We start from the raw sequence: 26,995 nt of genomic DNA on the forward strand, positions 1-26,995 counted from the left end.
CACCACACCTCCCCGCTCTCCGCCGCCCCCCGCCCCGGAACGGCCTTGCGTCCACCCCCGCCCTCCTCCCCGCGCAGCAGCTGGAACGCCAGCAGCGGGAACACCAGCACCGACACCATCGCGGCGGCGACCAGGGCGGCGGCCTCCCCCGCCCCGATCACCTTCTCGTCCAGGCCGATCGCGGTGATCGCGACCACCAGCGGCAGACACGTCGAGGTGAAGAGCCCGAGCGCGGCCCGCGGGGCCCGCCCGGTCAGATCGCGCGGGGCCAGCAGATACGCCGGAACCCCGCGCACCAGCAGGAACAGCAACAGGAAGACCGGCAGGAGCGCCAGCGGGCGGCCGCCGTCCAGGAGCGCCGCGAGGTCGAAGTCGATGCCCGTGACGATGTAGAAGAACGGCACGAGGAAGCCGAAGCCCATCGCCTCGACCCGCTCCAGGATCGCGTCGCTGCGCTCGGGCACCGCCCCCTGGAGGACGAGCCGGGTCAGCATCCCCGCGGCGAACGCGCCGAGCAGCGTGTCCAGCCCGAAGACATGAGCGAGCCCCAGCATCCCGGCCAGCAGCAGCATCACGAAACGCACGGCGAACTGGCCGCTGGAGTGCAGGGTCACCGCGATGATCCGGGCGAACCACGGCGGCCTGGGCCGCATCGCCCAGAACACCGCGCCCGCCGTGACGACGGCGAACACGGCCAGCACCACGCTCGCCGCCCCCGGGCTCCGCCCGCTGAACAGCAGGGCCATCGCGATGATCGGCCCGAACTCCCCCACCGACCCGAACGCCATCACCACCGACCCGAACCGCCCCTCAAGACGCCCGGAGTCCCGCAGGATCGGCAGAACGGCGCCCAGCGCGGTACTGGTCAGCGCGGTGCCGATGACCAGGCTCTTCGCCAGGTCCGCCCCGCTCAGCAGCAGGGCGACGCCGAGCCCGGCGGCGAACGACAGCACCCAGGCCCCGCCGGCCCGGCGCAGCGTGTCACCGCGGACCTCCGCGAACTTGATCTCGTACCCCGCCAGGAAGATCAACATCGAGAGCCCCAGGTCGGACAGGGTGTCGATGACCTGGTCGTGATGGGCCCAGCCGAGCACATCGGGCCCGACCAGGATCCCGAGCACGATCTCGAAGATGACGACGGGGACCGGCAGCCACCGCCCGGTCGCGTAACCGAGCAGCGGGGCGAGAACCGCCAGGGCCATGATCAGAACGAGGGTGCCCGGGTACTCCATCGCTCGTGTATAGCAAGGAACGCCCCGGAATCACCCGTTATGACACCCTCGGCGAACCCGTCCCCGTCAGCCGTTCTCCCGCACCGGCGTGCCGGGCGGCGACCCGGGGGGGCCGTTGAATGCGAAGTCAGCGAGCCCCTCGAGGGCGGCCCCCGCCGTCGGGACGCGCTGCGCCGCCGCACCGGCGAGTGGTGCGCGCCGCCCGCACGGACCATCCATAAGTGATGCATGACACAGCGGGTGGAGGGAACGCCTTCGCGTTCTAGGGTGTCAGGATGCCTTCCCCCCTCACCTCCGAGCAGCCGCGCCCCACCGCCGCTGCCGCCGCCCCGGAGACCGGAGAACCGCCGTCCGACGGCCGGGACCCCTTTTTCGACAACGTGAAGTACCTGGCGATCGTGCTGGTGGCCGTCGGGCACGCCTGGGAGCCCCTGCCGCCCGGGCGCCTCGTGGAAGCCGCCTACACCTTCATCTACACGTTCCACATGCCGGTGTTCATCCTGATCGCCGGCTACTTCTCGCGGAACTTCGAACTGCGCCCGGACCGGGTGTGGAAGCTGGTGACCAGCCTGCTGGTGCCCTACATCCTGTTCGAGGCCCTCTACACACTGTTCGAGCGGGCCGCCGACAAACCGGACTTCCCGCTGTCGATGCTGGAGCCCTACTGGCTGCTGTGGTTCCTGCCCGCCCTGTTCTTCTGGCGGCTGTCCACCCCGGTCTGGCAGACCGTGCGCTTCCCGGTGCTGGTCTCCCTCGCCGTCGCCGCCCTCGCGACGGTGTCACCGGCCGCCGACGGGTCCCTCCAGATCCAGCGCATGCTCCAGTTCCTGCCGTTCTACGTGCTCGGCCTGCGGCTGCGCCCGGAGCACTTCGCCCTCGTCCGGTCCACCTGGGTGCGGGTCGTCTCGGTGCCGGTGTTCGTGGCCGGGATGCTGCTGGCGTACTGGCTGGTGCCCCGGACCTCGACCTCCCTGTTCTTCCGCAAGAACAGCGCCCAGGAGATGAGCATCGCCGAGTGGACGGGCCCGATGACCACGCTCCTGCTGTTCCTGGCCGCGCTCGTGCTGGGCGCCTGCTTCCTCGCCTGGGTGCCCAAGGGCAGGAGCTGGATGACCGTGCTCGGCACCTGCACGCTGTACGGGTACCTGCTCCACGGCTTCGTCGTCCGGAGCCTGAAGTACGGCGGCTTCTACGATGACCCGTTCTTCGACACCACGCTGGGCACGGTCGCCGTCACCCTGGGCGCGATCGCCGTCATCACCCTGCTCTGCACGCCCCCGGTCCGGCGGCTGCTGCGCCCGCTGCTGGAGCCGCGCATGACGTGGGCCCGGCAGAAACCACCGGCCGCCCCGGCGTCCTGAGACGCCACCGGACGGCCGGGCCGGGGGGGCACGGATTCAGTGATCCTCGACGACGGTCCGGCCGAGCACCGCGACATGCTCCAGGACGCCCTCCAGCGGATCGTCGATCTGGCCCGTCGCGATCAGGGCCACCTGCGGGCCGTTGTGGGAGTCGGTGTGCGTCTCGTCGGCGTGGGCGGCGGTGACGGCGGCGGTGGGCAGCACGGACGCCACCACCGTCACGCCTAACGCGGTCAGCTTCCTCTTCATGGCGCCCATCCTGGAGGCGGCCTGGCCCCGGGGCGGGGACCGACGCCCCGCCCCGGCGCCTTGTTACAGACAGTCACCTGACCGTGGCGCCGGGGCCGTAGGGCTCACGCCGCGCGGTTCTTCCGGCGCTGCGCGGCGGCCGCCCGCTCCTCGGGCGTCGGCACTCCGGGACGGCCGCGCCGGGCCGGGGCCCCGCCACCGCGCTTGGTGCCGCGGCCCATGAACGCGCCGCCGCCACCGCGGCCGGAGCGCTCCTTGGGCGGGGCGGTGACGACGACCGGGACACCGGAGGGCGCCTGCGCACCGGTGATCCGGCTCAGCTCGGCCTCGCCGGAGCGGACCTGGGCGATCTGCGGGGTGATCCCGGCGTCCGCCATCAGCCGCGTCATCTCGCGGCGCTGGTTGGGCAGCACCAGCGTGACGACGCTGCCGGACTCCCCGGCACGGGCGGTACGGCCGCCGCGGTGCAGGTAGTCCTTGTGGTCGCTCGGCGGGTCCACGTTGACGACCAGGTCGAGGTTGTCGACGTGGATGCCGCGCGCCGCGACATTGGTGGCTACCAGGACCGTGACATGCCCGGTCTTGAAGCGCTCCAGGGTGCGGGTGCGCTGCGGCTGCGACTTGCCCCCGTGCAGCGCCGCCGCCCGGACCCCGCTGTGCAGCAGGTGGTCGGTGAGCTTGTCCACCGCGTGCTTGGTGTCCAGGAACATGATCACGCGGCCGTCGCGGGCCGCGATCTCCGTCGTGGTCGCGTACTTGTCCGCGCCCTGGACGTACAGCACGTGGTGCTCCATCGTCGTGACCGCACCGGCGGCCGGATCGACGGAGTGCACGACCGGGTCCTTAAGGTAGGTCCGCACCAGCAGGTCGACGTTGCGGTCCAGGGTGGCCGAGAAGAGCATCCGCTGCCCGTCCGGGTTCACCTGGTCGAGCAACTCGGTGACCTGCGGCATGAAGCCCATGTCGGCCATCTGGTCGGCCTCGTCGAGGACGGTGATGGTGACCCGGTCCAGCCGGCAGTCGCCGCGCTCGATCAGGTCCTTGAGGCGGCCCGGGGTGGCGACGACGACTTCGGAGCCGCCGCGCAGCGCACTGGCCTGACGGCCGATGGACATGCCGCCGACGACGGTGGCGATGCGCAGCTTCAGCGGCCGGGCGTACGGGGTGAGCGCGTCGGTGACCTGCTGGGCCAGTTCCCGGGTGGGCACGAGGACCAGGGCGAGCGGGCGCTTGGCGTCGGCCCGGCGGCCGGCCGTGCGGGCCAGCAGCGCGAGGCCGAAGGCGAGGGTCTTGCCGGAGCCGGTGCGGCCGCGGCCCAGGACGTCCCGGCCGGCCAGGGAGTTCGGCAGGGTGGCCGCCTGGATCGGGAAGGGCACGGTCATGCCCTCGGCGGTCAGTGCCGCCTTCAGCGGTGCGGGCATCTCCAGCTCACCGAAGGTCTCGGCGGCCGGGAGGGCCGGGGTGAGCGTCACCGGCAGGGCGAACTCGCCCTTGACGCCGGAGGGGGAACGGCGGCTGTGACCACCGGGCCGGCCCGAGCCGCCGGAGCGCTTGGGGCCGCCGCCGAAGCCCGCGGCCCGGCGCTCGCCGCCACCGCCGGAGTAGCGGGGGGCACCGCCGGAACGGGTCCGGGAGAACCGGTCGTTCGAGCGGGGTGTGCGTTCGCGATTCATGCAGAACCTCTCCTCGATGGGCGCGTATCGAGGGATTCTTTTTCGGGGAAACGACCGTGAACGGCACCCGGAATCGCAAGAACGAGCCGATGAAATGACAAAAGAAAACGGAGCCCGGCCGCCGGGAATCAGGTCACCGGACGCGGCTCCGTCGGGGGCCGCGCGCGGCGGGCCCCGGAAACGACAACGAGCTGGGGCCCGCACCCCAAGGTGCGGGCCCCAGCTGCGCCGTGCTGCCTGAATGATCAGGCGGGGACGATGTTCTCGGCCTGCGGGCCCTTCTGGCCCTGCGTGACGTCGAAGGTCACCTTCTGGCCTTCCTGCAGCTCACGGAAGCCGCTGGAGGCGATGTTGCTGTAGTGGGCGAAGACGTCGGCGCCGCCGCCGTCCTGCTCGATGAAGCCGAAGCCCTTTTCCGAGTTGAACCACTTCACGGTTCCAGTAGCCATGTCATATCTCCTTAGGGGCAGAGCCCGCGGGTCCACACTGTGCGAACCCCACGTCGCCGCGATGATTACCCCGTCCGGAAGAAACAAGAAAACCGGAAAGACAAAAGTGCGCCCGCCGACATCCGATCGGCAGGAGCACTTGAAGTTTTTGGGAACCACAACTGCAACTGAGATCAAGACTAGCACGACGAACCGGAAGAGGCAGTGCCTGAAATCACCGGCCGGGCCGGAACACGAAAAGCCTCATCGCGCATTGCGCGAAATTCTGTGCTGCCGAAAACAGATATTCAGCCGGAGCGGCCGCGCAGCTCCTCGTTGAGGCGCAGCGCCTCCTCCAACTGGTCCTCCAGGATGACGATGCGACAGGCGGCCTCGACGGGCGTGCCGGCGTCGACCAGCTCGCGGGCGCGGGCGGCGATGCGCAACTGGTAGCGGGAGTAGCGGCGGTGGCCGCCCTCGGACCGCAGCGGGGTGATCAGGCGGGCCTCGCCGATCGCCCGGAGGAACCCCGGCGTCGCACCGATCATCTCCGCGGCGCGCCCCATCGTGTAGGCGGGGTAGTCGTCGTCGTCGAGACGGTCGGCGGCGTGCGAGGGGGTCTCCGGGGGCATCTGCACCTCTTCCGTCACGCGCGGACCGGAGGAGCCGGGCGCCGTACGCCTGCGGGGTGCACCTCTGCTGCGTACCACTGTTTCCCGTGACTGCACAAGAAACCCTAATCGTCCCGCGAGGGCATGTCTATCGCGACCGGAACAGATTCGGATGGCCGCGGAGGGCAGCGCGGATCCGCCCTCGCGGGCCTTCCGCGGATCACTGACCGACCGGTCAGTTGTCGTCGGGAGTACCGCGGGGCCATAATGCACGCGTAGCCCTTCACGCATCCCCCGTCGTGAAGGGCTACACCCCTGTCCGGAGCCGGTTCCGGGCACGGCGGGGTACGGGATCATTCACGGGCAAGGGACTCCCCTCGTGGTCCCCTGCCCGTGTTTTTTCGAGTTAACAGTGACGTAGAGTGTTTGCGCAAGCTCAGTTCCGACTCCGAGGTGATCGTGGAGGCCCGGATGGCCATGGACGACGGCGACGAACGCGGTCCGGAACCCGTCGACGCCCCCGGTCCCGACGAGCTGCCCCGCTTCGACTCGCTGCGGGAAAAAGTCGAGTACATGGTCGAGAAGACCTTCCCCGGCCAGAAGATCTCGGGCCGGGTCTTCGCCGAACTGGTCCGCGACCGCGGCGGCTCGCTGTCGCACAGCTACTTCTCCAACATCCTGGCCGGCAAGGTCACCCAGCCCTCCGAGGACATCCTCAAGGCCCTCGGGCTGGGGTTCGGCGTGGACTGGCGCTTCTTCAAGGAGGAGTCCGAGGTCGTCGACGACGTCGTCGCCGGGCTCCAGTTCCTGGCCAAGCGGCGCACCGGCGAGATCAGCGGTCTGGCGGGACGGGGCCTGGACGACGACGGGCTCCCGCCGGAGCTGCTGCGGTTCGCCCTGTCCCTGCTGGAGGACGCGGCCCGCGAGAAGGACGACCCGGGGAGCGGGGGAGCGGGCGGAGCGGTGGGAGAGATTCCGCGGTGAAGCGCCCTCGCGCGGGCCCGGCAGCGTAGCGTCTTCGTCATGTCCCTGCGGAAACTGCGGAAAGAGTGCGAGGCCGGGCTCGCCGACCTGCCCATCCCGGTTCCCTTCACCCTGGACGGGCTCGTCGCGAACATGGAGGAGGCGAGCGGGCGCACGATCCGGCTGCACGAGATGCCGGACCGCCTCGCCCGCGTCAACGCCGCCTGCGGACTGCGCCTGAAGGCGGGCCCCACCAGCCTCGTCCTCTACCGCCGCAGGCCGACCGCGTACCAGACCCAGCACGTGATCCTGCACGAGCTGTGCCACGAGTGGTTCGACCACGGCACCACGCTCGACGCGGAGCGACTGCGCACGCTCCTGCCGGTCTTCGACACCTCGCTGATCGCCCGGATGATCTCCCCGGCCGCCGCCGCGTCCTTCGCCTCCGGCGGCGGCACCGTCCAGGCCCGCGCCCAGTACGACACCCATGACGAACGCATGGCCGAATTCGGTGCCTCCCTGATCCCCCGGATGGCGCGGGACCTCACCACCGATGACATGGTGGGGCGGCTGGACAACTCCCTGTCCCGCCCGGTGGCGCATCGAAGGCGCGGCTTCTTCCCCGGAAGACGGTCCGGCGACACCTGACACGTGCCACCGGTCTCGCCCGCGGGCCCCACCCCCGCACCCCGAACCCGAGGACGAACACCGCCGTGACCCCCCTCGATCTCGCCGGCTACCTCATAGCGGGCCTGATGACGGCCGTTGCCCTGTGGCGTATGCCCGCTGCCCTGTGGGGCGACGAGGAGGATCGCAGACGCCGGGCGCTGTGGGGCTGCTACGCCGGATTCGCCATCGCCCTGTGGACGAAGACCGAGGCGGTCCGCATCGGCCTCAACAACAGCGCCGTCACCGACCTCGCCGTCCTCATCAAGCACTACACCGCCACGGTGGCAATTCTGGCCATCCTCAGCTACATCGTGGCCATCTACGGCAGCTACCCCGAAGAAGGCGCGGTCCCCCGCCACGTACGGTTCGCGCGGCTCGTCCAGAAGCTGGCGGCCAAGGCCTCCGTCGCCACGCTGATCCTGCTGACCGTCCTGTTCTTCACCGTCGTCGACCGCTCCGAGCCCTCGGACCGCTTCGTCTCCGACCACGCCGGCGAGTGGGGCGCCACGCTCTACATGAGCGTCTTCTACCTCTACCTCGGGGCCGCCTCCGCCGTCTGCGCCTTCCAGTGGGCGCTGGCCACCCTCGACGCCCGCCGCCGCCATCTGCGCATCGGGCTCGGGATGATGACGTTCGCGATGTTCATCGGCGTCGGCTACACCGTCAGCCGCACGCTCTTCCTGTGGATCAGCGTGGTCGACGAGCCGACCGAGGCGTTCGCCCTGCGCTTCGACCAGATCACCGAGGCCGCGCAGCTGGTGCTGTTCGCCTTCTTCGCCCTCGGCGCGTCCATCCCCGCGTTCGCGGCCGGCGCCCGCCGGGCCAGGCTGTGGCGGGCCCAGGTCGGACTGCACGCCCTCTGGTACGAGTTGATGGCCGCGTTCCCGGAGCAGCCGTTCGACCCGCCCGCGTCCCTGCCCCGCGAGCTGACCCGGTTCAACGTCCCGGCCGACCTGCGGGTGGACCGCTGGGCCGCCGACATCGCGGACGCCGCCGAGAAGCTGCGCCACTACGTGCCCGACGGGCTGCTCGACGCCGCCGGACGGGCCGCCGCCCGCGACACGGACGATCCGCGCCGCGCCGCGTCCCTCACCGACGCCTACTGGATCCGGGCCGCCCTGCTCGCGAAGGAGTCCGGCGCACCCGCCGGAGGCGCCGCGACGGTCGCCTCCCAGCATGCCGCGGACCAGGACGGCGAGGTGGCCCGGCTGGTCGGGGTCGCCGCCGCGTACCGGACGGTGGACGAGGAGCGCGCCCGCGCCGTCCTCGCCACAGCCACGGCCGACACGGCCCGCACGACGGAGACGAGCGCATGACCGGCACCACGGCACCCACGACCGACGCCGCCCCGGGCCGAGGGACGACCGACGAGGGAACCCCCACCGCCTCCGCCCGCACGTCCTCCGTGGCGCGCACCGTCACCGACGTCCTCCAGCCGCGCAACGTGCTGCTGGCCGGCATGCTCGGCATCGGCCTCGCGGCGGCGGGCGGCGACTGGACCGGGCTGCTCTGGGGCTTCCTCGGGGCACTCTGCGCCGGGCTGATCCCGGCCGGGTACATCGAGTGGGAGCGCGGACGCGGCACCTGGGGCGACCGCCATGTGGTGGACCGTACGAAACGGGCGCCGATCTTCTTCGTGATCCTCGGCTCGATCGGCGCCGGCTCGGTGGTGATGGTGCTGGGGAACGCGCCGACCGGGATCCTCGTCGCGATGCTCGCGCTGTGGGTGATGACGATCGGTCTGCTGGCCGTCAACACGGTGTGGAAGATCTCGGTCGACTCGGCGGTGGCCTCGGCGGCCGTCTCGCTCCTCGCCGTCGTGCACTCCCCCTGGTGGATCGCCGCGTACGCGCTGACGGCGGCGGTCTGCTGGTCCCGGGTCGCTCTCGGCTACCACACCGTCGCCCAGACCCTGGCGGGCGCGGGCCTGGGGGCGGCGACGACGGTGGCATACGCGTTCATCTGAGGGGTCGCTCAGCCGAGGGGCCGCTCAGCGTGCGGCGTTGCCCGTGAGTACGACGGGTCCCTCGAGGGTGTTCGCGGTGCAGCCCGGGCCGCCGATCCGTACGGGGCCTGAGCTGCGGCTCACCACGACGGGCCCGGCGACGCGCGAACCGCACAGGTGGACCGCCGTCGCCCGGTCGGCCTGGAGCGGGCCGTCCACCGTGGAGCCGGTGACGACGAGGGCCGCCCCGGGGCGGACGACGACGGGGCCGCGCTGGGCGGCCCTGTCCAGGCAGGTGACGCCGCTCGTCACGACCAGGGGGCCGTTGCGGGGCCCGGTGACCGTGGTGGTGCAGGCGGGCAGGGGCAGCACGCGGGCCTTGTGCTCCAGGGCCTCGGCGAGCTTGCCCGGCTTGGGGTCGCTCAGCGGCTTGCCCAGCTTGGCGAACTCCCCGCCCGTCTCCTTCTTCCCGCCGTTCCACTCGTCGATCCGGCCGAGCTGGGCGGCGGTCCTCCCGTCGTCGACGACCGCGTCGGGCGCGAGCGCCGCCATCGACTGCGAGGCGCGCTTCACCAGGTCGAGGTACGGGCCCGGGGCGGTCAGGTCGTACGCGGCCGTGTCGTGCTCGCCGCGCAGCCACGCCCCCCAGGAGAACTCCAGGAACTCCGTCGCCCCGTCCGGGACTTCGTAACCGATGTCCCGGGTGAAGTAGACGAGGCTGCGGTACGGGTCGTCGCGGAAGTGCGTGATGCCCAGCCGGTCCGGAAGCTGCTCCACACCGAGCGGCCGGTTGTTCTCGTCGCGCAGCCACACCTTCTTCTCGGCGGCCATCCGCTGCCAGAAGGCGGCCGGGGACAGCGCGCTGAAGTTGTCGGTGACGCGGAGCCGGATGTGCATCCGGGGCGAGCCGTCGGGGCCCTCCAGGAAGGACGTCAGCGTGTGGTGACCGTCGGTCAGGTACAGCTTGCCGCCGGGCCCGATCACGGCCGTCTTCATCGGAGCGACGGTCTCCGGGGTCTCCAGCCCGACCGGCACGGTGCAGGAGAAGCTCGACGGGTCGTCCAGCCGGGCGCCGGGGCCGGCCGAGGCCGCCTCCTCCTGGCCGTTGGTCTCGCACCAGTCGTCGAAGCGCTTGTTGACGTCGCCCGCCGCCTCGTCGCGGCCGCCGCCGTACCGGCCGAGCTTGTAGAAGACCTGGTCGAAGCCGAGTACGGCCTGGGTGGGGTGCAGTTCGCCGAGCGTGACGTCGATCAGGTCCCCCGGCTGCGCGCAGGTCCGCGGTAGCGGCCCGCTCCCGGAACAGGGGTCCGCTGCCGCCGCCCCGGTGCCCGCCCCGGCCACGGCCGTGCCCGCCGCCAGCACCCCGGCGAGCAACAGCGCTCTCGATCGGTTCATGAACGTCCCCTCCCGCGAAATGGTCTTCCGCCGGGGACCATCGCAAGGCCCGACGACCCCCGCACGGACACCATGTGAACGAGGGATGGCGCCGGGGCGCCGCGCCGGGACCTCCCGTGTCCGACGCCCCCGCGTTTGCGGGGGCGTCGGACACCCGGTTACGTGGACGGTGAGGGCGCGCCCGCGAACGGACGGGCCCCACCGGCTGGAGGTGTCCCCGATGGCGAAGAAACGGTCCGCGAAACCCGCCCAGGGCCTGCGCGGCAGCAAGGCCGGGCTCGTCCTGAGCCTGGGCAGCAGCGCGCTCGCGGTCGTCAGGGCGTCCAAGCAGGTCCGCCGGGCCAAGGGCACGCACGACAAGCTGAACACCGCCGACGCGGTGGCGGGGATGCTGCCGCTGATCACCTCGGCCGCCCTCGTCCTGCGGCAGCTGCGCAGCCGGAAGCGGGAGAACCCGGAAGCGGCCTGAGCGACCCCTTCCTCAGCAGCCCGCCCGAAAGGCCGGAAATCGCCCCGCCTCCGGCCACTGAACGATGCCCGGCCGGGGTACGACTGTGCCGTGCCGAACCCTTTCGAGATCACCGCGGCCCGCGCCGAGGACATCGTGACGCTGAGCGCCTGGGCCCACGAGGAGGGCTGGAACCCGGGCCTGCACGACGGCGGGGTCTTCTTCGCGACCGACCCCGGCGGCTTCCTGTTCGGCCGGCTGGACGGCGAGCCGGTCACCTCCGTCTCCGTCGTCCGCCACGGCGACGCGTACGGCTTCCTGGGCTTCTACCTGACCCGCCCCCATCTGCGCGGACAGGGTTACGGGCTGCGGACCTGGCAGGCCGGCACGGCCCGCCTCGCCGGGCGCACCGTCGGCCTCGACGGGGTGCCCGCGCAGCAGGACAACTACCGCCGCTCCGGCTTCCGCACCTGCTGGAGCAACGCGCGGTACGAGGGAACGCCCCCGCCGGACATCGCGCCGCCGCCGGGGACCACCCTGATCGACGCCCGCAGCGTGCCGTTCGACCTGCTCGCCGCCTACGACCGGCGGTACTTCCCGGCCGCCCGGGACACCTTTCTGGCCGCCTGGATCACCGCCCCCGGCCGCACGGCCCTCGCGGCGGTAGGGGACGGCGGGCTCCAGGGCCTCGCGGTGCTGCGGGCCTGCCGCGCGGCGTCCCGGATCGGCCCCCTGTACGCCGACTCCCCCGCCGTGGCGGCGGCCCTGGTCAGCGCGGTCGCGGCCACCGCGCCACACACCCCGGTCGCCGTCGACGTACCCGACATCAATCCGGCGGCGGTGCGGCTGGCCGGGGAGCTGGGCCTGACCCCGTCGTTCGACACGGCGCGGATGTACAGCGGCCCGGAACCGGTGATCGACCGGCCGGGCCTGTACGGCATCACGAGCCTGGAACTGGGCTGACCGGGGCTCATGGAAACAGCAGCCGTCACTCCGCAGGGGTCGGCCGCACCACCGGCGGACCCTCGCGGATCCTGGACGCGAGCACGGCGATGTCGTCCTCCGCGTCCTCGCCGAACCGGTCCAGCACCCGGTCGAGCAGGTCCTCCAGGCGCCCGCCCGGCGGCATGGTCAGCGAGGCCAGCCGCTGCACGGACACGTCGATGTCCTCGCCCCGGCGCTCCACCAGGCCGTCGGTGTACATGAACAGCACGGTCCCCGGGCCGCAGGGCACGGACGCGGTCCGGTAGCCGCCGAACCCGGTGCCCAGCGGCGGCCCCACCGGCACCGGCACGACCCGGGCCCCGGCGGCGCCCGGGTCGATGAAGACCGGCGGCAGATGGCCCGCGCTGGCCACCTCGCACACCCCGCCGAACCGGTCGACGACGGCGAGCAGACAGGTCGCCGCCCGGTCCAGTCCGGACCGCTCCACCATGGTGTCGAGCTGCTCCAGGATCCGGTGCGGCGGCAGGTCCTCCTGTGCCAGCAGCCGCAGCAGCGAGCGGTACTGGCTCATCGCGACGGCCGCCTCCACTCCGTGCCCCATCACGTCGCCCATCGCCTTGAGGTGCCGGCCGTCCTGGAGCGGGACGACGTCGAACCAGTCCCCGCCGACCAGGACGCCCTCGTCGGCGGGGCGGTAACGGGTGGCGACCTCGACGTGGGAGGCGGGCCCCCACGGCTCGGAGAGCAGGGAACGCTGAAGCTCGCGGGCGATGCTGTGCTCGTGGTCGTAACGGCGGGCGTGGTCGATGGCAACGCCCGCGCGCACGGCGAGCTCGCGGGCGACGGCCACGTCCTGGTCGCCGAAGGCGGGGGAGCCCTCCGCCCTGACAAGGGTGAGCGTGCCGAGCGGCCGGCTCCGGGCGGTGAGCGGGACGACGATCGCCTCGCGCAGCCCGAGCGCCCGGGAGGCGGCGATCCGGTCGGTGGTGAGGGCGCTGCGCTCCTCGCCGCGGTCGTCCCAGTCATCGATGACCGGCTGGTTCTCCGTCAGACAGCGGGTCACCGCGGAGTCCGGTGGGAAGTCGACGTACTCCCCGGGGTCGCCGAACCGCTGCACCTGCTCGTCGAGTTCGCCTTCGCCCCGCAGCGCGGCGCGGCGCAGCCGTACGACGCCGGGCTCCGGGCGGCGTACGGAGTGCCCCACGTCGGCGGGGAACACGTCGACCACCGCGACGTCGGCGAAGTCGGGCACCACGAAGTCGGTCAGCTCCCGGCAGGTGGTGTCCACGTCGAGCGTGGTGCCGATCCGGACGGCGGCGGTGGAGAGCAGGGCGACATGGCCGCGGGCCTGCTCCAGCTCCTCGCGCTGCCGGGCGATGTCGGTGATCTCGACGACGATCGCCATCAGCCCGCAGCCCTCCCCGCCCGCGTCGAGCCGGTGGTACGTGGCCCGCCAGAGCTGCTGCTCCTCCTCGGTCGGCGCCCAGGTCCGCCCGCTGATCGTCACTTCCCGGGGGTTGCCGTCGGCCAGCACGTCGCGCAGGGCGGCGGCCTGGCCGTGCAGCCCGGGCAGCACCTGGGAGAAGGTCCGCCCGATGTGGGAGCGGGCGGGGAGGCCGTTGAGCCGTTCGAGTGCAGGGTTGACGTAGGTGTAGCGGAGATCGTGGTCGAGCACCGCGACGGCGGCGGGATTGCCGTCGAACAGGGCCGCGACGGTCTTCGGGTCGAAGAACGACGGCATGCCGTCGTCGCACGTGTCGGCCTGCAAGAGCATGCCTCCCACCGCTCGTCGGCTCCCGAGCCTCCATCGTCGGCCGCGGCATCCTGTACCGCATCCGCAGGAGAGCAGGCGGGTTCCCGGGGCTCTCGTCCGGGCCGGGCGAGGGCCCGGGGCGGGGCGTCGCCCGGCAGACGGCGGTGCGCCGACCGGCCCTAGGCGCGAGTCCCGGCCCCGAACCGCCCGGGATCGGGACCCAGGTCGAGGCCGAGGTCGAGGTCCAGATCGAGGGTGCCCTCGGTGGCCTCGGCGGTGGGCGGCAGGGCGAGGGCCTCGCCGACCGGACCCGGCAGACTGCCGGAACCCAGCAGTCCGGTGACCAGCCCGGTGGTGAGCCGGTGCCAGGCGGAGGCCCGCCGGATCATGGCGTGGTCGCCGCCCCGGACGGTGACCATGCACGTACGGGCGCCGGCGCGGCGGGCCCGGGCGGTGAGGGACTGGGTGGCCTGGGGGCTGGTCATCCGGTCCCGGTCGCTGTGGACGAGGACGATGTCACGGTCGGCGAGCTGGGTGACCGGGTCCCCCGGCGGACACCAGGGGGCGAGCCCGACGACGCCCCGCACGAGGGGGTGCCCGGCGGCGCGGAGGGCGGCGCGCGCCCCCATGGAATGGCCCAGGAGCACCACCGGCAGGTCGTCGCCCGCTTCCTCCCGCAGCGCGTCGAGGGCGGCCACGGCGTCGTGGAAGGGGTCCGCGCGGTCGCCGTTCCAGCCCCGGTGGCCGTACCGCACCGGCGTCACGAGCACGTTGCCGCCGGAGGCGCGGGCGGCCCGGCCGACGGCCCGGACGAAGGGGCGCATGCGGGTGCCGGGCAGATTGAGGAGACCTGGCGGCGGGGGCTCCGTACCGGTCTCGCGCCCTCCGTGCAGAACGAGAACCGCTGCCGACGGCGGTCGTTGGGCCACGCGTACCTCCAGGTCCGGGTGCGGGGCGCAGCGCCCCCTCTCCCCGTATTCGGCGCCGAGGCCGCCCCGGATGGGCGGACGGCTCGACGCATCCCGACGGATCTCGACCGACCCGACGGGATCCCCCCGATCAACGACTCGCCGGTCCGGGAAAGTGCCGCCCCCGGTACGGTCGCGACGACGGAGCGTCCGTGTACCACTCACCCAAGGAGCCTTCCCATGGCATCAGGCCCCCAACTCAACACCGAGGCACCCGACTTCACCCTCCCGGGCGGAGTCCTGTCGGGCGAGACCTTCGACCGCGCCGACTACCGCCTCTCCGCAGCCCGTGGCCGATCCGTGGTCCTCGCGTTCTACCCGGGGGACAACACCTCGGTCTGCACGAAGCAGCTGTGCTCGTACTCCTCGGGCATGGAGGCCTTCGAGGGGCTCGACGCCGACGTCTGGGGGATCAGTCCACAGGGTGTGGACAGCCATGAGTCGTTCGCCCGCGCCTTCGGCCTGCGCATGCCGCTGCTGGCCGACGAGGGCCGGGAGATCGCCAAGGCGTACGGGGTCTCCGCGCCGGGCATCGGAGTGCGGCGGGCGGTCTTCCTCATCGACCCGGACGGGGTCCTGCGCTGGAAGCACGTGGCGTTGCTCGGAGCGACCTTCCAGTCGCTCGACACCCTCACGAACCATCTGTCCGGCATCAAAGGCGCGTAAAGGTTGCCGGATCCCGGCAGTGACCGGAGCGGGTCGTGTATGGGATCATCCAGCCAGATCGACGAAAAACACTCGGGGGAAGTCGACAGGCAGGGGAGTGATCGCGTGACCTTCTTTCTCGGTCTCGGCATTGCGGGGATCGTCCTGCTGACCCTCTCCCTGATCTTCGACGGGGTCCTCGAAGGGCTCTTCGACGGCGTCGTGGACGGCCTCTTCGACGGGCTGCTCTCGCTTCCGGTGATCGCCGGCTTCCTCTCGATGCTCGGCTTCGGCGGAGCGATCGTGCTCGGCGCGACCGGCGCCGGGACGCTCGTGGCCACCGTCGTCGGCGTCGCCGCCGGCCTGGTCGCGGGCTGGCTGACCTGGAAGCTCAGCAGGGCCCTGATGCGCGACCAGACGCACGCCACCCCGCGCGACTCCGACCTGGTCGGCACCTCGGGTTCCGTGGTGACGGCCATTCCGGCCGAGGGCTACGGCGAGGTGCTGCTGCGCCTGGGCGGCCAGCCGGTGAAGTACGCGGCCAAATCGGCGACGCCCGTCGCGCGCGGGACCGAGATCTGGGTGGAAGAGGCACTGTCGACCACATCGGTCGCGGTACGCCCGGTGGAGCGCTGACCACGCACACCGGCCCCACCCACCTGACCGCCCCACCCTGACCGACTCCACCGCCACCTCCACGTCCACAGCAAGGCCCGCTCCACAACGATCTGCCGTCCCCCAAGGGAGGCAGGGGGGACAAACCTCATGAGTCCAGTAGTCATCGCCGTCATCGGCATCGTCGTACTCCTCGTCCTGCTCGGCCTCGTCGTCATCACGCGCTACAAGGTGGCCGGGCCCAGCGAGGCGTTCATCATCACCGGCCGCCGCGGCAAGAAGTCGACGGACCCGGTCACCGGACGCACCAGCATCGACAACAGCGGCCAGAAGGTCGTCGTGGGCGGCGGCGTCTTCGTCGTGCCGTTCGTCCAGCAGAAGTTCACCCTGGACCTCTCCAGCCGCCACATCCCGATCTCCGTGCGCGGCGCGGTGACGCTGCGCGGCGTCAAGTCGAACCTCGAAGGCGTCGCGATCGTCAAGGTCGGCGGCAGCGAGGACGCGATCCGCGCCGCGGCCCAGCGCTTCCTCCAGCAGCAGGACGGCATCGTCGGCTTCACGCAGGAAGTGCTCTCGGGCGCGCTGCGCGCTATCGTCGGCCGGATGTCGGTGGAGGACATCATCCGGGACCGGGCCGCGTTCGCCGGCCAGGTCGCGGAGGAGGCCGAGGCCAGCCTCTCCGGCCAGGGCCTGATCCTGGACGCCTTCCAGATCCAGGACATCACCACCGAGGGCTCCTACCTGGAGGACCTCGGCCGCCCGGAGGCCGCCCGCGCCAAGCAGGAGGCGGACATCGCCGAGGCCATCGCGAAGCGGGCATCGGAGCAGGCCCGGCTGAAGGCGGCCGAGGAGATCGCCATCGCCGAGCGGACGTACTACCTGAAGCAGGCCGAGATCAAGGCCGAGACGGAAGCCGCGGCCGCCAAGGCCAACGCCGCCGGCCCGCTCGCCGAGGCGGCCCGCCAGCAGGAAGTCCTCGCCGAGCAGGAGAAGGTCGCCGAGCGCCAGGCGGCCCTGACCGACCGCGAGCTGGACACGAAGGTCCGTAAGCCCGCCGACGCCGCCCGCTACCAGGCCGAGCAGGAGGCGGAGGCCCGCCGCATCGCCCTGGTCAAGGAGGCCGAGGCCGACGCGCAGCGCTCGCGCCTGACCGGTGAGGGCGAGAAGCTGCACCGTTCGGCGCTGGCCGACGCGGTCCGCATCGAGGGCGAGGCGGAGGCGGCGTCCATCGCCGCCAAGGGTGCGGCCGAGGCCGAGGCCATGCAGAAGAAGGCCGACGCGTTCGCCCAGTACGGCGACGCGGCCGTCCTCCAGATGCTCGTCGAGGTCCTCCCGAGCGTCGTCGCGAAGGCCTCGGAGCCGCTGAGCGCCATCGACAAGATGACGGTCATCTCCACGGACGGCGCGAGCCAGCTGGCCCGGACGGTCACCGACAACGTCTCGCAGGGCATGGAACTGCTCAGCTCGACGACGGGCGTGGACCTCGCGTCCCTCCTGGAGAACCTGAAGAACCGCACGACGACGGTCCCGTCCCCGACCACCACCCCGGACACGGCCGCGTCCGAGTCGAACGGCGAGATCGAGATCAAGGGCTGACGCGCAACACGAAGCACGCACCCGTGCCCGGGAGCCACACAGTGGCCCCCGGGCACACCCATGTCCGCCGGCCCGAACCGCCCGCCTCACACCTCGGCGGCACCCTGCCCCTCTTGCAGCGCGAGGATCTCCCCCAGGTCATTGGCGACCATGACCTGCGCCAACCGCCCCGCCACGGCCACCACCTCCGCCCACCCCTCGACGCGCAGCATCTCCGCGTCGAAACCACCCGGAGCCTGCGCCTCGGCGACGGTCAGCGCGCGGTCCAACTCCCGCAGGAGAACGACCTCTTCCTCACTGCGCAGACCGATCCCGAGATAGCGCTCCGGATGCTCGGCATCGCAGAAGTCGTCGAAAAGCGTGTGGATGACGTACTCCAGGTCCTCGAACACCTCCGGATCCAGCCACACGTCCCGCTGCCAGGGCGGATTGGCCAACGCCAACACCGCAGGCACCACATGCATCCGGGCCCGCGCCATGATCACCCTGTCATCGTCCACGGAACGGACCCCAGCGAAGCGGGCAGGGCCAGAACCGGCCGAGCCACCGGCACCCGCCGTGGCTGCCGCGATCAAGCAAGGCCCGCCCTCCAGGTCAGAGCACTGTCGGCCGATAGGCCAGTGCTCGGTCGACGATCTCTTCCGGAGTGGGGTCGGAGTCCGGGAGGGGCCAGTAGATGTAGTCGCTGATGTGCGGGCAGGCGAGGCCGCGTTCCAAGGCGTCGAGGATCTCGTCCGCCTCCGCCTCGCCGGTGTCGCCGGTGTCGTTCAGCAGACGCCGCACCAACGACAGCGCCTCATCGCGGCTCATCCTGCCGTTCGTGACCGCGTTCGCGTCGCCTCGCATGCCGTCCCCTCCCCTGCCCCCTCAGCACACGTGCCGGTCCCGCTCCGGGGAGTACAGGTGGCTGTCCCGGAACTGCTCCGCGCCCAGTGTGCGGCCCACCATGATGACCGCCGTCCGGATCACCCCCGCCGCCTTCACCTGTGCGGCGATCGAGTCCAGGGTGCCGCGCAGGATGATCTCGTCCGGGCGGGACGCCATCGCCACCACCGCCGTCGGGCAGTCCGCGCCGTAGTGCGGGAGCAGTTCGTCGACCACCCGGTCCACGTACCGGGCCGCCAGGTGCAGCACGATCAGCGCGCCGCTGCGGCCCAGCGTGGCCAGGTCCTCGCCCTCCGGCATCGCCGTGGCGCGCTGGGCGATGCGGGTCAGGATCACCGTCTGACCGACCGTCGGGACCGTCAGCTCGCGCTTCAGAGCCGCGGCTGCAGCGGCGAACGCGGGGACGCCGGGGACGACCTCGTACGGCACGCCCGCCTCGTCCAGGCGCTTCATCTGCTCGTTCACCGCGCTGAACACCGACGGGTCCCCCGAATGCAGCCGCGCCACGTCGTGGCCGTCCGCATGAGCCCGGACCAGCTCCTCCGTGATCTGGTCGATGTCCAGGTTCGCCGTGTCGATCAGGCGGGCGTCCGCCGGGCACTCGGCCAGCAGTTCCACCGGGACCAGGCTGCCCGCGTACAGGCAGACCGGGCTGGCGGCGAGGATCCGGGCGCCGCGCACCGTGATCAGGTCGGCGGCGCCGGGACCCGCGCCGATGAAGTACACGGTCATCGTCTGTCTCCCATGTGCGAACTTACGTCTGAAGATGAGGGTTTGGTCGCCGACCACTGCGTCACCGGCATCGCCTGCCGCCACCCCGTGAACCCGCCGACCGGCACGGCGTGCGCGACCGACAGCCGCACCAGCTCGCCGCCGTACGCCTTGTGCCGTTCGGCCAGCAGCGCCTCCGACTCGAGCGTCACCGTGTTCACGACCAGCCGGCCCCCCGGCCGCAGCGCCTCCCAGCACGCGTCCAGCAGGCCCGGCGCGGTCAGGCCGCCGCCGATGAACACCGCGTCCGGAACGTCGAGTTCGGCCAGGGCCGAAGGCGCCGGGCCCGTGACGACCCGCAGGCCGGGGACGCCCAGGCGTTCCGCGTTACGGGTGATCCGCTCGGCCCGCACCGGGTCCCGCTCCACGCTCACCGCCCGGCAGGACCGGTGGGCCCGCAGCCACTCGATCGCGATCGAGCCCGAGCCGCCGCCCACGTCCCAGAGCAGCTCCCCCGGCGCGGGCGCCAGCGTGCCCAGCGTGGCGGCCCGGATGTGCCGCTTGGTGAGCTGACCGTCGTGCTCGTAGGCCGCGTCCGGCAGACCCGGCACCGTGCCCAGCCGCAGCGCATCCGCCGCCGCCCGGCACTCGATCGCGACGACGTTCAGCCGGTCCCCGGGTTCGTGCGCCCAGGCCTCCGCGACGCCCTCGACGTGCTCCTCGTCCTCGCCGCCCAGCTGCTCCAGCACCCGCACCCTGCTCGGGCCGAATCCCCGGTCCGTCAGCAGCGCCGCGACCGTCGCCGGAGTGCTCGCGTCCGCGCTCAGGACGAGCAGCCGCCGCCCCGCGTACAGGGAGGCGGCCAGACGCGCCGCCGGGCGGCCCACCAGCGTCACGACCTCCGTGTCCTCCAGTGGCCAGCCGAGCCGCGCGCAGGCGTACGAGACGGAGGACGGGTGCGGCAGCACGCGCAGCCCCTCCGGCCCCAGCTCCTCCGCGAGCGCCCGCCCGATCCCGTAGAACATCGGGTCCCCGCTCGCCAGCACCGCGATCCGGCGCTTCCCGTGCTCGGCGAGCAGCCCGGGGACGGCCGGCCGCAGCGGGGACGGCCAGGCCACCCGTACCCCGGCGCACTCCGGCGGCAGCAGATCCAGCTGGCGCGCCCCGCCGATCAGCACTTCCGCGCCGCGCAGCTCCTCCCGTGCCGTGCCGGAGAGCCCGGACCAGCCGTCCGCGCCGATCCCCACGACGGTGACGGGGTACGGAAGCGGGGCTGGGGAGGGCGATGGGGGCACGGGCCGGGACCTCGTCGTTCGGGGTGCGGGGAGGGAGCAAAAGCGGGCGCGACGAGCGGAGACGAGGCGCAGCCGCACTTTACTGAACGCCCCGTTCCCCCCACCCCGCCGGGTGAATCCGAAGAAGTTTCGCGCGTGGTGTCGAGAAGCGTCCATCGGCCCCGACGTCCCCTGTGTAGGACGAAGAACGACCACGAGCGACCAGGAGGCGACGGTCATGAAGTATCTGGTGATGGTCCAGGGCAGTCAGGCGGACTACGACGCGCAGACCGGCAAGGGCAACGCCGACAGCCCGGCCTGGGACGAGAAGGCCATGCAGGAGATGTTCGCGTACATGGGCAGCATCAACGACGACCTCGCCGAGTCGGGCGAGTTGGTGACCGCGTACGGGCTCACGGAGCCCGCGCAGGGCCGGGCCGTCGGCGTCGACGCCGAGGGCCGCCCGGTCGTCTCGGACGGGCCGTACAGCGAGACCAAGGAACTGCTCGCCGGGTTCTGGATCCTCGACTGCGAGAGCCTGGAAAGGGTGACCGAGATCGCCGCCCGCGTGGCACGCTGTCCGCAGCCGGCCGGGGCGCCCGAGTACCCCGTCCTCATCCGGCCGGTAGGCGGCGGGATCGACGACTGACCGAACCGAAAGGTCCAGGTGGGCCGAGCGACGGACGACATCGAGGACCTGCTGCGCCGCCACGCGCCGCAGGTCCTCGGCGCACTCGTCCGCCGGTACGGGCACTTCGACCCGGCCGAGGACTCCGTCCAGGAGGCCCTGATCGCGGCCGCCGAGCAGTGGCCCGGGGACGGGATCCCCGACAACCCGCGCGGCTGGCTCATCCGGGTCGCATCCCGCCGCCTCACCGACCGGCTGCGCAGCGACGAGGCCCGCCGTCGGCGCGAGGAGACGGCGGCGGCCCTCACCCCGGCGGACGCGTTCGTCGCCCCGCCGCCCGGGGAAGGGCCCGCCGGGACAGGCCCCTCCGGCCTCGGCCGGGCCCCCTCCGAGGACGACACGCTCACCCTGCTCTTCCTCTGCTGCCACCCCGCGCTCTCCCCCGCCGCCCAGATCGCGCTGACCCTCCGCGCGGTGGGCGGCCTCACCACGGCGGAGATCGCCCGCGCCCACCTGGTGCCGGAGGCGACGATGGCGCAGCGGATCAGCCGGGCCAAGCGGGCGGTGCGCGGGACGCAGTTCCGGCAGCCGGACGCGCAGGACCGCGACCAGCGGCTGGCCGCCGTGCTCCAGGTCCTCTACCTGATCTTCAACGAGGGCTACACCGCCACCGCGGGCCCCGACCTCCACCGCACGGACCTGGCCCGCGAGGCGATCCGCCTGACCCGCGCCGTCCGCCGGCTCCTCCCCCACGAGGGGCGGGTCACCGGGCTGCTGGCGCTGATGGTCCTCACCGAGGCGCGCACCCCGGCGCGCACCGGCCCGGACGGTGAGCTGATCCCCCTCGACGAACAGGACCGGGCCCTCTGGGACCGTACGGCCATCGCCGAAGGCATCGCCCTGGCCGAGGAGGCGCTCGCCCAGGGGCCGGCCGGGGATTACCAGCTCCAGGCCGCGATCGCCGCCCTGCACGACGAGGCGGGGCGCGCCGAGGACACCGACTGGCCGCAGATCCTCGCCCTGTACGACCTCCTCGTGCGGCGCTCCCCCGACCCCGCCGCCGCGCTGGGCCGGGCGGTCGCCGTCGCCATGGTGCACGGGCCCCGGGCCGGGCTGACGGAGGTCGACGCGCTGGCGAAGGCCTCCGGGGCCTTCGGGCAGCAAAACCACCGGCTCGACGCCGTACGCGGCCACCTCCTGGAACGCGCCGGGGAGCACGACGACGCCCGTACCGCCTACCGCGCGGCCGCCGACGCCACCCTCAGCGAGCCCGAGGCCCGCTACCTGCGCCGGCGCGCGGGCCGACTGGACCGGCCGTCCGGATAGGGGGTACTCCCTTCGGCCGACTGGGAAGAGGCCATCGGCGCAGCCCCGCTCGCCGCCGCCCGCCGCGCTCGCGATGATCGGCAGCATGACCACGAGCGGCAACGGCAGCGGCAGCGACAGCACCGGCGGCAAGGGAAAGACCAAGGGGACGGGCAAGAGCGAGGCCGTCACCCTGCACATCGCCCAGAACCCCGAGGCGGACGAACTCCTGGGCCGCAGCCCGCTGGCCGCCCTGGTCGGCATGCTGCTGGACCAACAGGTTCCGATGGAGTGGGCGTTCACGGGCCCGTACACCCTCGCGGAACGCATGGGCTCCGACGACCTGGACGCGGGGCGGATCGCCGCCTACGACCCCGACGCCTTCACCGAGCTGTTCACCACCAGACCGGCCCTGCACCGCTACCCCGGCTCGATGGCGAAGCGGGTGCAGCAGCTGTGCCAGTTCCTGGTCGCGGAGTACGGCGGCGACGCGAGCGCGGTGTGGCGGGACACCACGACCGGCGACGACCTGCTGGACCGCCTCAAGGCCCTGCCCGGCTTCGGCGCGCAGAAGGCCCAGATCTTCCTGGCGCTGCTCGGCAAGCAGTTGGGCGTACGTCCACCGGGGTGGCGGGAGGCGGCGGGCCCGTACGGGGAGGCCGGATCGCATCGGTCGGTCGCCGACATCACGGGCCCGGAGTCGCTGGTCGAGGTGCGTGCGTACAAACAGGAGGCCAAGGCGGCGGCCAAGGCAGCCAAGGCGGCGAAGAAGCCCGGGACGCCGCGGAAGAAGTAGGACGTCGGCGGGAGAAGTACGTCGTCACGGGCGAAGGAACGCGGGAGCAGACGTCGCCCGGGGGCGCGAAAGTGACATGACCATGCACCGGAACAGGCCGACACCCCCACCCCACCGATCAGAATCAGCCACACCGGTTCACAGGCGTCACCGCACTCGCTAGCTTTCGCAGCACATTCGTTCAGCCGTTCAGCCGTTTCAGCCACCGAGCCGTTCGAGGAACCAGCGGCTCGGGGCACCAGCCGTTCAGACCGGAAGGACTCCTGTGCACGCAACACGTCGCAGAGCCATGGCTGTCGTGGCCGCCACCGCCCTGGCCACACCGCTCCTCCTGGCCGCGTCCCCGCACCCCGGACGCCCCGCCTCGCACGACCCCGGGAAGGAAGCGGCCAAGCTGTCGCGGGAGTTGGTGAGGAACGCGTCCGCACGCGACGCCTACAAACACCTCCAGCAGTTCCAGGCGATAGCCGACTCCACCGAGGGCCACCGCGCCGCCGGTTCGCTGGGTCACGACGCCTCGGCCGCGTACGTCTACCGGCAGCTCCAGCGGGCCGGTTACAAGGTCTCGTACGAGAGCTTCCGCTTCACCTACACCGAGACGCTGGCCGAAAAGCTCGCCGTGGTGTCGCCGACGCCCCGCGACGTGACGATCAAGGCCATGACGTACACGCCGTCGACGAAGGAAGGCGGCGTGACGGCACAGCTCGTCGCCGTACCCGTCGACGAGACGACCGGCTGCGAGGCCACCGACTACGCCGCCGCGGACTTCACCGGGAAGATCGCGCTGATCAAGCGCGGCGGCTGCTCCTTCGCCGAGAAGCAGGCGGCCGCGGCCACCGCGGGCGCGGCCGGAGCCGCCATCTACAACAACGTCGAGGGCGCGCTGTCCGGCACGCTCGGCGAGGTCGCCGCCGGGAAGATCCCGACCGGCGGGCTCACCCAGGAGGAGGGCGAGAAGCTCGTCGCCGACCTCGGGGCCGGCGAGGTCACGGTCTCCTTCGAGATCCGCGAGCTCCAGGAGGACCGCCCCACCCGCAACGTCATCGCCGAGACGCCCGGCGGCAACGCGGCCAAGACCGTGATGCTCGGCGCCCACCTCGACTCGGTGACCGAGGGCCCCGGCATCAACGACAACGGCTCCGGCTCCGCCGGTCTGCTCGACGTCGCCCTGAAGCTGGCGAAGTCGAAGAGCAAGCCGGCCAACAAGGTGCGGTTCGCCTGGTGGTCGGCCGAGGAGAACGGCCTGATCGGCTCGGAGAAGTACGTCGCGGCGCTCACCGAGAAGCAGCGCGAGCAGATCAAGCTCTACCTGAACTTCGACATGATCGCCTCGCCGAACGGCGTCCAGTTCGTCTTCGACGGCGACAACTCCGACCAGGTCGGCGAGGGCCCCGGCCCGGAGGGCTCGGCCCAACTGGAGCGGGACATCAACGAGTTCCTCGACGGCAAGGGCAAGCCGCACGCGGGCACGGACTTCACAGGACGCTCGGACTACGGCCCGTTCATCGAGGTCGGCATCCCGTCCGGCGGTACGGACACCGGGGCTGAAGGCATCAAGACGGCGGCCCAGGCCGAGGTGTTCGGCGGCGAGGCGGGGATCGCGTACGACCCCTGCTACCACGCGGCCTGCGACGACCTGGACAACATCGACATGGGTCACTTCGACACCAACATCGACGTGATCGCCAACGCCGTCGGGACGTACGCGCACGACCTGCGCTCGCTGACCCTCCCGGTCGACCCCGACACCGGCACCGGGACGCCCGGCAGCGGCGGTAGCGGAGGCGGCCTGCGCGAGGGCCACGGCCGCGTCACGGAGTAACGACCGACCACCGCACCGGCTCACGGGCTCCGGCACTGGCACCGGAGCCCGTAAGCAGGGCGGGCGGGAGCAGGCGGGCGAAAGCACCCCGGGGCTGCCCCGCTGCCCCGGTATCCCGCCCTATCCAGCGCTATACGCCCTTTGCACCGGCATAGCGGTGAGCTTCCGTGGCTGCGCCCGGTGGCTCTTGACCGGTAGGCTTTCCGTGTGATCTTCAAGCGCATCGGAAATGGGAAGCCGTACCCCGACCACGGCCGGGAATCCACCCGCCAGTGGGCGGATGTCGCGCCGCGTCCGGTTCGCCTGGACCAGCTCGTGACCACCAAGGGCCAGCTGGACCTGGAGACCCTCCTCGCCGAGGACTCCACGTTCTACGGGGACCTTTTCGCGCACGTCGTGAAGTGGCAGGGCGACCTCTACCTGGAGGACGGGCTGCACCGGGCGGTCCGCGCCGCGCTGCAGCAGCGCCAGGTCCTGCACGCACGCGTCCTCGACCTGGGCTGATACCGCCCCGGCACCGGCGGCCCTCCGCTGCGGCACCACACACCCCACTGGGGTTTACGCATCTTGAGGCGTCCCCCCGACACCCTGATTCGGGCTTTCGGGTGCTTTCACGCTCATCCGGGTGCCATACGTTGATCATTTAGTACGCATCATCACCGGGTCGCATTACGCTGCCTCCATGAGCATGCTCACTCCCCCCGGCATGGGCGGAAAGTACCGCATCACGGGCGACACCTACCCCCGCATGCGCCGCCCCCGGCACCGCCGCAGGCTGGTCCTCGCGGGCATCGGAGCCGTCGTCGTCCTCGGTCTCGTCGGCTGGGGCAGTCTGCAGCTCATCGACGTGTTCACCGGCGGCGACAAGAGCGCGAACGCGGCCGACCACAAGCGGGACTGCCCCACCGCGAAGCCGTCCGTGGCCCCCGTCAAGGCGCTGCCGAAGCCGGCCGCGATCAAGGTGAACGTCTACAACGCGACGACGCGCACCGGGCTGGCCAAGGCGGCCGCCGATGAGCTGAAGAAGCGCGGTTTCGCCATCGGCGAGGTGGGCAACGCGTCGAAGGAGTACGACAAGAAGGTGCCGGGAACGGGCGTGCTGCTCGGGGCCCCGGCCGCGAAGAACGGCAGCTTCACGGTGCTCGGCACCCAACTGGCGGGCACGGTGCAGAAGACGGACACCCGGAAGACGGGTGAGGTCGACCTGATCCTCGGGGCGAAGTTCAAGGCGTTCAGCACGCCGAAGGAAGCCACGGCGGCGATGACGGCCCTGACGAAGCCGGCACCGTCCCCGTCCCCCTCCTGCTGACGGAAGCGCCCCGTTCCCTGCGCGTGCGTACGGTTTCGTACGTACGCGCGGGGAACGGGGCGCAAAGTCGTCAGAGGGGGGTGGTGCGGGCTCTATTCGGCCGTCCCGTACATCCGGTCGCCCGCGTCCCCGAGGCCCGGCACGATGTAGCCGTGCTCGTTGAGCCGCTCGTCGACGGAGGCGGTGACGACGGTGACCGGCGTCCCGGCCAGCTCGCGCTCCATCACCTCGACGCCCTCGGGCGCCGCGAGGAGGACGACGGCGGTGACATCGTCGGCGCCGCGCTTGATCAGCTCCTGAATGGCCGCGACGAGGGTGCCGCCGGTGGCCAGCATCGGGTCGAGGACGTAGACCTGGCGGCCGGAGAGGTCCTCGGGCATCCGGGTCGCGTACGTCTCCGCCTGGAGCGTCTCCTCGTTGCGGATCATGCCGAGGAAGCCCACTTCGGCGGTCGGCAGCAGCCGGACCATGCCGTCGAGCATGCCGAGACCGGCGCGCAGGATCGGGACGACGAGGGGCCGGGGGTGCGAGAGCTTGACGCCCGTCGTGGGCGTCACCGGGGTCTCGATGTCGACCTGCTCGGTACGCACATCCCTGGTGGCCTCGTAGGCGAGGAGGGTGACCAGCTCGTCGGCGAGCCGCCGGAAGGTCGGGGAGTCGGTGCGCTTGTCGCGCAGCGTGGTGAGTTTGTGCGCCACCAGCGGGTGGTCGACGACGTGGATCCGCATGCGTCAACAGTAACCGCGCCGCCCGGCACTCTGCGCTGGCA

The 26,995-nt window shown here is 72.0% G+C and carries 29 protein-coding genes; 16 read left to right on the forward strand and 13 right to left on the reverse strand.

Annotated elements, in window-relative coordinates; all coding sequences use genetic code 11:
- A partial coding sequence (locus D3105_RS05130) for a cation:proton antiporter (RefSeq protein ID WP_118900374.1) occupies positions 1-1,232 on the reverse strand: 1,232 nt, incomplete at its 3' end.
- A gap of 275 nt (positions 1,233-1,507) precedes the next feature.
- Between D3105_RS05130 and D3105_RS05135 the strand changes: the two genes are divergently transcribed.
- Complete coding sequence (locus D3105_RS05135; RefSeq protein ID WP_118900376.1) at positions 1,508-2,593, forward strand: acyltransferase family protein; 1,086 nt, start codon at positions 1,508-1,510, stop codon at positions 2,591-2,593.
- Positions 2,594-2,629: 36 nt separating this feature from the next.
- Here D3105_RS05135 and D3105_RS05140 read toward each other — a convergent pair whose 3' ends face one another.
- The 4 genes from D3105_RS05140 to D3105_RS05155 form a co-directional block, all read right to left on the reverse strand.
- A complete protein-coding gene (locus D3105_RS05140) occupies positions 2,630-2,842 on the reverse strand; it encodes a hypothetical protein (protein WP_118900378.1) in 213 nt (70 codons plus the stop codon).
- Between the two features lie 104 nt (positions 2,843-2,946).
- Complete coding sequence (locus tag D3105_RS05145; RefSeq protein WP_118900380.1) at positions 2,947-4,515, reverse strand: DEAD/DEAH box helicase; 1,569 nt, start codon at positions 4,513-4,515, stop codon at positions 2,947-2,949.
- Between the two features lie 245 nt (positions 4,516-4,760).
- A complete protein-coding gene (locus D3105_RS05150; RefSeq protein WP_030707104.1) occupies positions 4,761-4,964 on the reverse strand; it encodes a cold-shock protein in 204 nt (67 codons plus the stop codon).
- A gap of 287 nt (positions 4,965-5,251) precedes the next feature.
- Positions 5,252-5,575 (reverse strand): MerR family transcriptional regulator, encoded by a 324-nt coding sequence (locus D3105_RS05155; RefSeq protein WP_118900382.1) that lies wholly within the window; start codon positions 5,573-5,575, stop codon positions 5,252-5,254.
- 405 nt (positions 5,576-5,980) lie between these two features.
- Between D3105_RS05155 and D3105_RS05160 the strand changes: the two genes are divergently transcribed.
- The 4 genes from D3105_RS05160 (at position 5,981) to D3105_RS05175 (ending at position 9,152) form a co-directional block, all read left to right on the forward strand.
- Positions 5,981-6,538 (forward strand): hypothetical protein, encoded by a 558-nt coding sequence (locus D3105_RS05160; RefSeq protein ID WP_118900385.1) that lies wholly within the window; start codon positions 5,981-5,983, stop codon positions 6,536-6,538.
- 39 nt (positions 6,539-6,577) lie between these two features.
- Positions 6,578-7,165, forward strand: coding sequence for a toxin (locus D3105_RS05165; protein WP_118900387.1), 588 nt, complete (start codon positions 6,578-6,580; stop codon positions 7,163-7,165).
- Positions 7,166-7,230: 65 nt separating this feature from the next.
- On the forward strand, positions 7,231-8,502 hold the full coding sequence (locus tag D3105_RS05170; RefSeq protein WP_118900389.1) for an MAB_1171c family putative transporter: 1,272 nt from the start codon (positions 7,231-7,233) through the stop codon (positions 8,500-8,502).
- Positions 8,499-9,152, forward strand: coding sequence for a hypothetical protein (locus tag D3105_RS05175; RefSeq protein WP_206272654.1), 654 nt, complete (start codon positions 8,499-8,501; stop codon positions 9,150-9,152). The genes D3105_RS05170 and D3105_RS05175 overlap by 4 nt, the downstream gene beginning before the upstream one ends.
- Before the next feature lie 24 nt (positions 9,153-9,176).
- On the opposite strand, the gene D3105_RS05180 is transcribed toward D3105_RS05175, so the two are convergent.
- Entirely contained in the window at positions 9,177-10,526 is a 1,350-nt protein-coding gene (locus tag D3105_RS05180) for a ParB/Srx family N-terminal domain-containing protein (protein ID WP_118900391.1), read from the reverse strand.
- Positions 10,527-10,746: 220 nt separating this feature from the next.
- On the opposite strand from D3105_RS05180, the gene D3105_RS05185 reads away from it, so the two are divergent.
- A complete protein-coding gene (locus D3105_RS05185; protein WP_118900393.1) occupies positions 10,747-10,995 on the forward strand; it encodes a hypothetical protein in 249 nt (82 codons plus the stop codon).
- Between the two features lie 90 nt (positions 10,996-11,085).
- Positions 11,086-11,937 carry a GNAT family N-acetyltransferase gene (locus D3105_RS05190; protein WP_118900395.1) on the forward strand — a complete coding sequence of 284 codons (852 nt, stop codon included), beginning with the start codon at positions 11,086-11,088 and terminating at the stop codon, positions 11,935-11,937.
- Positions 11,938-11,962: 25 nt separating this feature from the next.
- Here D3105_RS05190 and D3105_RS05195 read toward each other — a convergent pair whose 3' ends face one another.
- Both D3105_RS05195 and D3105_RS05200 read right to left on the reverse strand, forming a co-directional pair.
- Entirely contained in the window at positions 11,963-13,693 is a 1,731-nt protein-coding gene (locus tag D3105_RS05195; RefSeq protein ID WP_206272656.1) for a SpoIIE family protein phosphatase, read from the reverse strand.
- A 158-nt stretch (positions 13,694-13,851) separates the two neighbouring features.
- The gene (locus D3105_RS05200) at positions 13,852-14,601 is read right to left on the reverse strand and encodes an alpha/beta fold hydrolase (RefSeq protein WP_118900397.1); all 750 of its coding nucleotides are present in this window, start codon (positions 14,599-14,601) and stop codon (positions 13,852-13,854) included.
- Between the two features lie 219 nt (positions 14,602-14,820).
- On the opposite strand from D3105_RS05200, the gene D3105_RS05205 reads away from it, so the two are divergent.
- From D3105_RS05205 to D3105_RS05215, 3 genes are all read left to right on the forward strand, one after another.
- Complete coding sequence (locus D3105_RS05205) at positions 14,821-15,306, forward strand: peroxiredoxin (protein ID WP_118900399.1); 486 nt, start codon at positions 14,821-14,823, stop codon at positions 15,304-15,306.
- Positions 15,307-15,411: 105 nt separating this feature from the next.
- A complete protein-coding gene (locus tag D3105_RS05210) occupies positions 15,412-15,921 on the forward strand; it encodes a hypothetical protein (RefSeq protein WP_118900401.1) in 510 nt (169 codons plus the stop codon).
- Between the two features lie 129 nt (positions 15,922-16,050).
- A complete protein-coding gene (locus D3105_RS05215) occupies positions 16,051-17,496 on the forward strand; it encodes a flotillin family protein (protein WP_118900403.1) in 1,446 nt (481 codons plus the stop codon).
- Positions 17,497-17,582: 86 nt separating this feature from the next.
- On the opposite strand, the gene D3105_RS05220 is transcribed toward D3105_RS05215, so the two are convergent.
- The 4 genes from D3105_RS05220 to cbiE form a co-directional block, all read right to left on the reverse strand.
- A complete protein-coding gene (locus D3105_RS05220; RefSeq protein WP_118900405.1) occupies positions 17,583-17,996 on the reverse strand; it encodes an SCO4402 family protein in 414 nt (137 codons plus the stop codon).
- 94 nt (positions 17,997-18,090) lie between these two features.
- The gene (locus tag D3105_RS05225; RefSeq protein ID WP_240646810.1) at positions 18,091-18,342 is read right to left on the reverse strand and encodes an e9imm peptide; all 252 of its coding nucleotides are present in this window, start codon (positions 18,340-18,342) and stop codon (positions 18,091-18,093) included.
- Between the two features lie 21 nt (positions 18,343-18,363).
- Positions 18,364-19,113, reverse strand: a complete 750-nt coding sequence (cobM, locus tag D3105_RS05230; protein ID WP_118900408.1) for a precorrin-4 C(11)-methyltransferase — start codon at positions 19,111-19,113, stop codon at positions 18,364-18,366.
- On the reverse strand, positions 19,110-20,387 hold the full coding sequence (gene cbiE, locus D3105_RS05235) for a precorrin-6y C5,15-methyltransferase (decarboxylating) subunit CbiE (protein ID WP_118900410.1): 1,278 nt from the start codon (positions 20,385-20,387) through the stop codon (positions 19,110-19,112). The genes cobM and cbiE overlap by 4 nt, the downstream gene beginning before the upstream one ends.
- Positions 20,388-20,604: 217 nt before the next feature.
- On the opposite strand from cbiE, the gene D3105_RS05240 reads away from it, so the two are divergent.
- The 6 genes from D3105_RS05240 (at position 20,605) to D3105_RS05265 (ending at position 26,226) form a co-directional block, all read left to right on the forward strand.
- Positions 20,605-21,015: a YciI family protein gene (locus tag D3105_RS05240; protein ID WP_118900413.1), complete on the forward strand. Its 411-nt coding sequence runs from the start codon at positions 20,605-20,607 to the stop codon at positions 21,013-21,015.
- Positions 21,016-21,033: 18 nt separating this feature from the next.
- On the forward strand, positions 21,034-22,320 hold the full coding sequence (locus tag D3105_RS05245) for an RNA polymerase sigma factor (protein WP_118900415.1): 1,287 nt from the start codon (positions 21,034-21,036) through the stop codon (positions 22,318-22,320).
- An 85-nt stretch (positions 22,321-22,405) separates the two neighbouring features.
- The gene (locus D3105_RS05250) at positions 22,406-23,095 is read left to right on the forward strand and encodes an HhH-GPD-type base excision DNA repair protein (RefSeq protein ID WP_240646811.1); all 690 of its coding nucleotides are present in this window, start codon (positions 22,406-22,408) and stop codon (positions 23,093-23,095) included.
- Between the two features lie 289 nt (positions 23,096-23,384).
- Positions 23,385-24,917, forward strand: coding sequence for a M28 family metallopeptidase (locus tag D3105_RS05255; RefSeq protein ID WP_118900417.1), 1,533 nt, complete (start codon positions 23,385-23,387; stop codon positions 24,915-24,917).
- Between the two features lie 207 nt (positions 24,918-25,124).
- Positions 25,125-25,421, forward strand: a complete 297-nt coding sequence (locus tag D3105_RS05260) for a type II toxin-antitoxin system VapB family antitoxin (RefSeq protein ID WP_003967677.1) — start codon at positions 25,125-25,127, stop codon at positions 25,419-25,421.
- A 202-nt stretch (positions 25,422-25,623) separates the two neighbouring features.
- Positions 25,624-26,226 carry a LytR C-terminal domain-containing protein gene (locus D3105_RS05265; protein ID WP_118900419.1) on the forward strand — a complete coding sequence of 201 codons (603 nt, stop codon included), beginning with the start codon at positions 25,624-25,626 and terminating at the stop codon, positions 26,224-26,226.
- Between the two features lie 92 nt (positions 26,227-26,318).
- On the opposite strand, the gene upp is transcribed toward D3105_RS05265, so the two are convergent.
- Positions 26,319-26,954 (reverse strand): uracil phosphoribosyltransferase, encoded by a 636-nt coding sequence (upp, locus tag D3105_RS05270; RefSeq protein ID WP_010063062.1) that lies wholly within the window; start codon positions 26,952-26,954, stop codon positions 26,319-26,321.
- Positions 26,955-26,995 lie beyond the last annotated feature (41 nt).

This window comes from Streptomyces globisporus, assembly GCF_003501885.1.
Classification (GTDB): Bacteria; Actinomycetota; Actinomycetes; order Streptomycetales; family Streptomycetaceae; genus Streptomyces; species Streptomyces globisporus_D.

What these genes read in the sequence shown, in the direction of transcription:
- D3105_RS05135 (WP_118900376.1), top strand. Translation starts at nt 1,508, where the DNA reads ATGCCTTCCCCCCTCACCTCCGAGCAGCCGCGCCCCACCGCCGCTGCC.
- D3105_RS05140 (WP_118900378.1), bottom strand. Translation starts at nt 2,842, where the DNA reads ATGAAGAGGAAGCTGACCGCGTTAGGCGTGACGGTGGTGGCGTCCGTG.
- D3105_RS05145 (WP_118900380.1), bottom strand. Translation starts at nt 4,515, where the DNA reads ATGAATCGCGAACGCACACCCCGCTCGAACGACCGGTTCTCCCGGACC.
- D3105_RS05150 (WP_030707104.1), bottom strand. Translation starts at nt 4,964, where the DNA reads ATGGCTACTGGAACCGTGAAGTGGTTCAACTCGGAAAAGGGCTTCGGC.
- D3105_RS05155 (WP_118900382.1), bottom strand. Translation starts at nt 5,575, where the DNA reads ATGCCCCCGGAGACCCCCTCGCACGCCGCCGACCGTCTCGACGACGAC.
- D3105_RS05165 (WP_118900387.1), top strand. Translation starts at nt 6,578, where the DNA reads ATGTCCCTGCGGAAACTGCGGAAAGAGTGCGAGGCCGGGCTCGCCGAC.
- D3105_RS05175 (WP_206272654.1), top strand. Translation starts at nt 8,499, where the DNA reads ATGACCGGCACCACGGCACCCACGACCGACGCCGCCCCGGGCCGAGGG.
- D3105_RS05180 (WP_118900391.1), bottom strand. Translation starts at nt 10,526, where the DNA reads ATGAACCGATCGAGAGCGCTGTTGCTCGCCGGGGTGCTGGCGGCGGGC.
- D3105_RS05185 (WP_118900393.1), top strand. Translation starts at nt 10,747, where the DNA reads ATGGCGAAGAAACGGTCCGCGAAACCCGCCCAGGGCCTGCGCGGCAGC.
- D3105_RS05195 (WP_206272656.1), bottom strand. Translation starts at nt 13,693, where the DNA reads ATGCTCTTGCAGGCCGACACGTGCGACGACGGCATGCCGTCGTTCTTC.
- D3105_RS05205 (WP_118900399.1), top strand. Translation starts at nt 14,821, where the DNA reads ATGGCATCAGGCCCCCAACTCAACACCGAGGCACCCGACTTCACCCTC.
- D3105_RS05215 (WP_118900403.1), top strand. Translation starts at nt 16,051, where the DNA reads ATGAGTCCAGTAGTCATCGCCGTCATCGGCATCGTCGTACTCCTCGTC.
- D3105_RS05225 (WP_240646810.1), bottom strand. Translation starts at nt 18,342, where the DNA reads ATGCGAGGCGACGCGAACGCGGTCACGAACGGCAGGATGAGCCGCGAT.
- cobM (WP_118900408.1), bottom strand. Translation starts at nt 19,113, where the DNA reads ATGACCGTGTACTTCATCGGCGCGGGTCCCGGCGCCGCCGACCTGATC.
- D3105_RS05240 (WP_118900413.1), top strand. Translation starts at nt 20,605, where the DNA reads ATGAAGTATCTGGTGATGGTCCAGGGCAGTCAGGCGGACTACGACGCG.
- D3105_RS05250 (WP_240646811.1), top strand. Translation starts at nt 22,406, where the DNA reads ATGACCACGAGCGGCAACGGCAGCGGCAGCGACAGCACCGGCGGCAAG.
- D3105_RS05255 (WP_118900417.1), top strand. Translation starts at nt 23,385, where the DNA reads ATGGCTGTCGTGGCCGCCACCGCCCTGGCCACACCGCTCCTCCTGGCC.
- D3105_RS05265 (WP_118900419.1), top strand. Translation starts at nt 25,624, where the DNA reads ATGGGCGGAAAGTACCGCATCACGGGCGACACCTACCCCCGCATGCGC.
- upp (WP_010063062.1), bottom strand. Translation starts at nt 26,954, where the DNA reads ATGCGGATCCACGTCGTCGACCACCCGCTGGTGGCGCACAAACTCACC.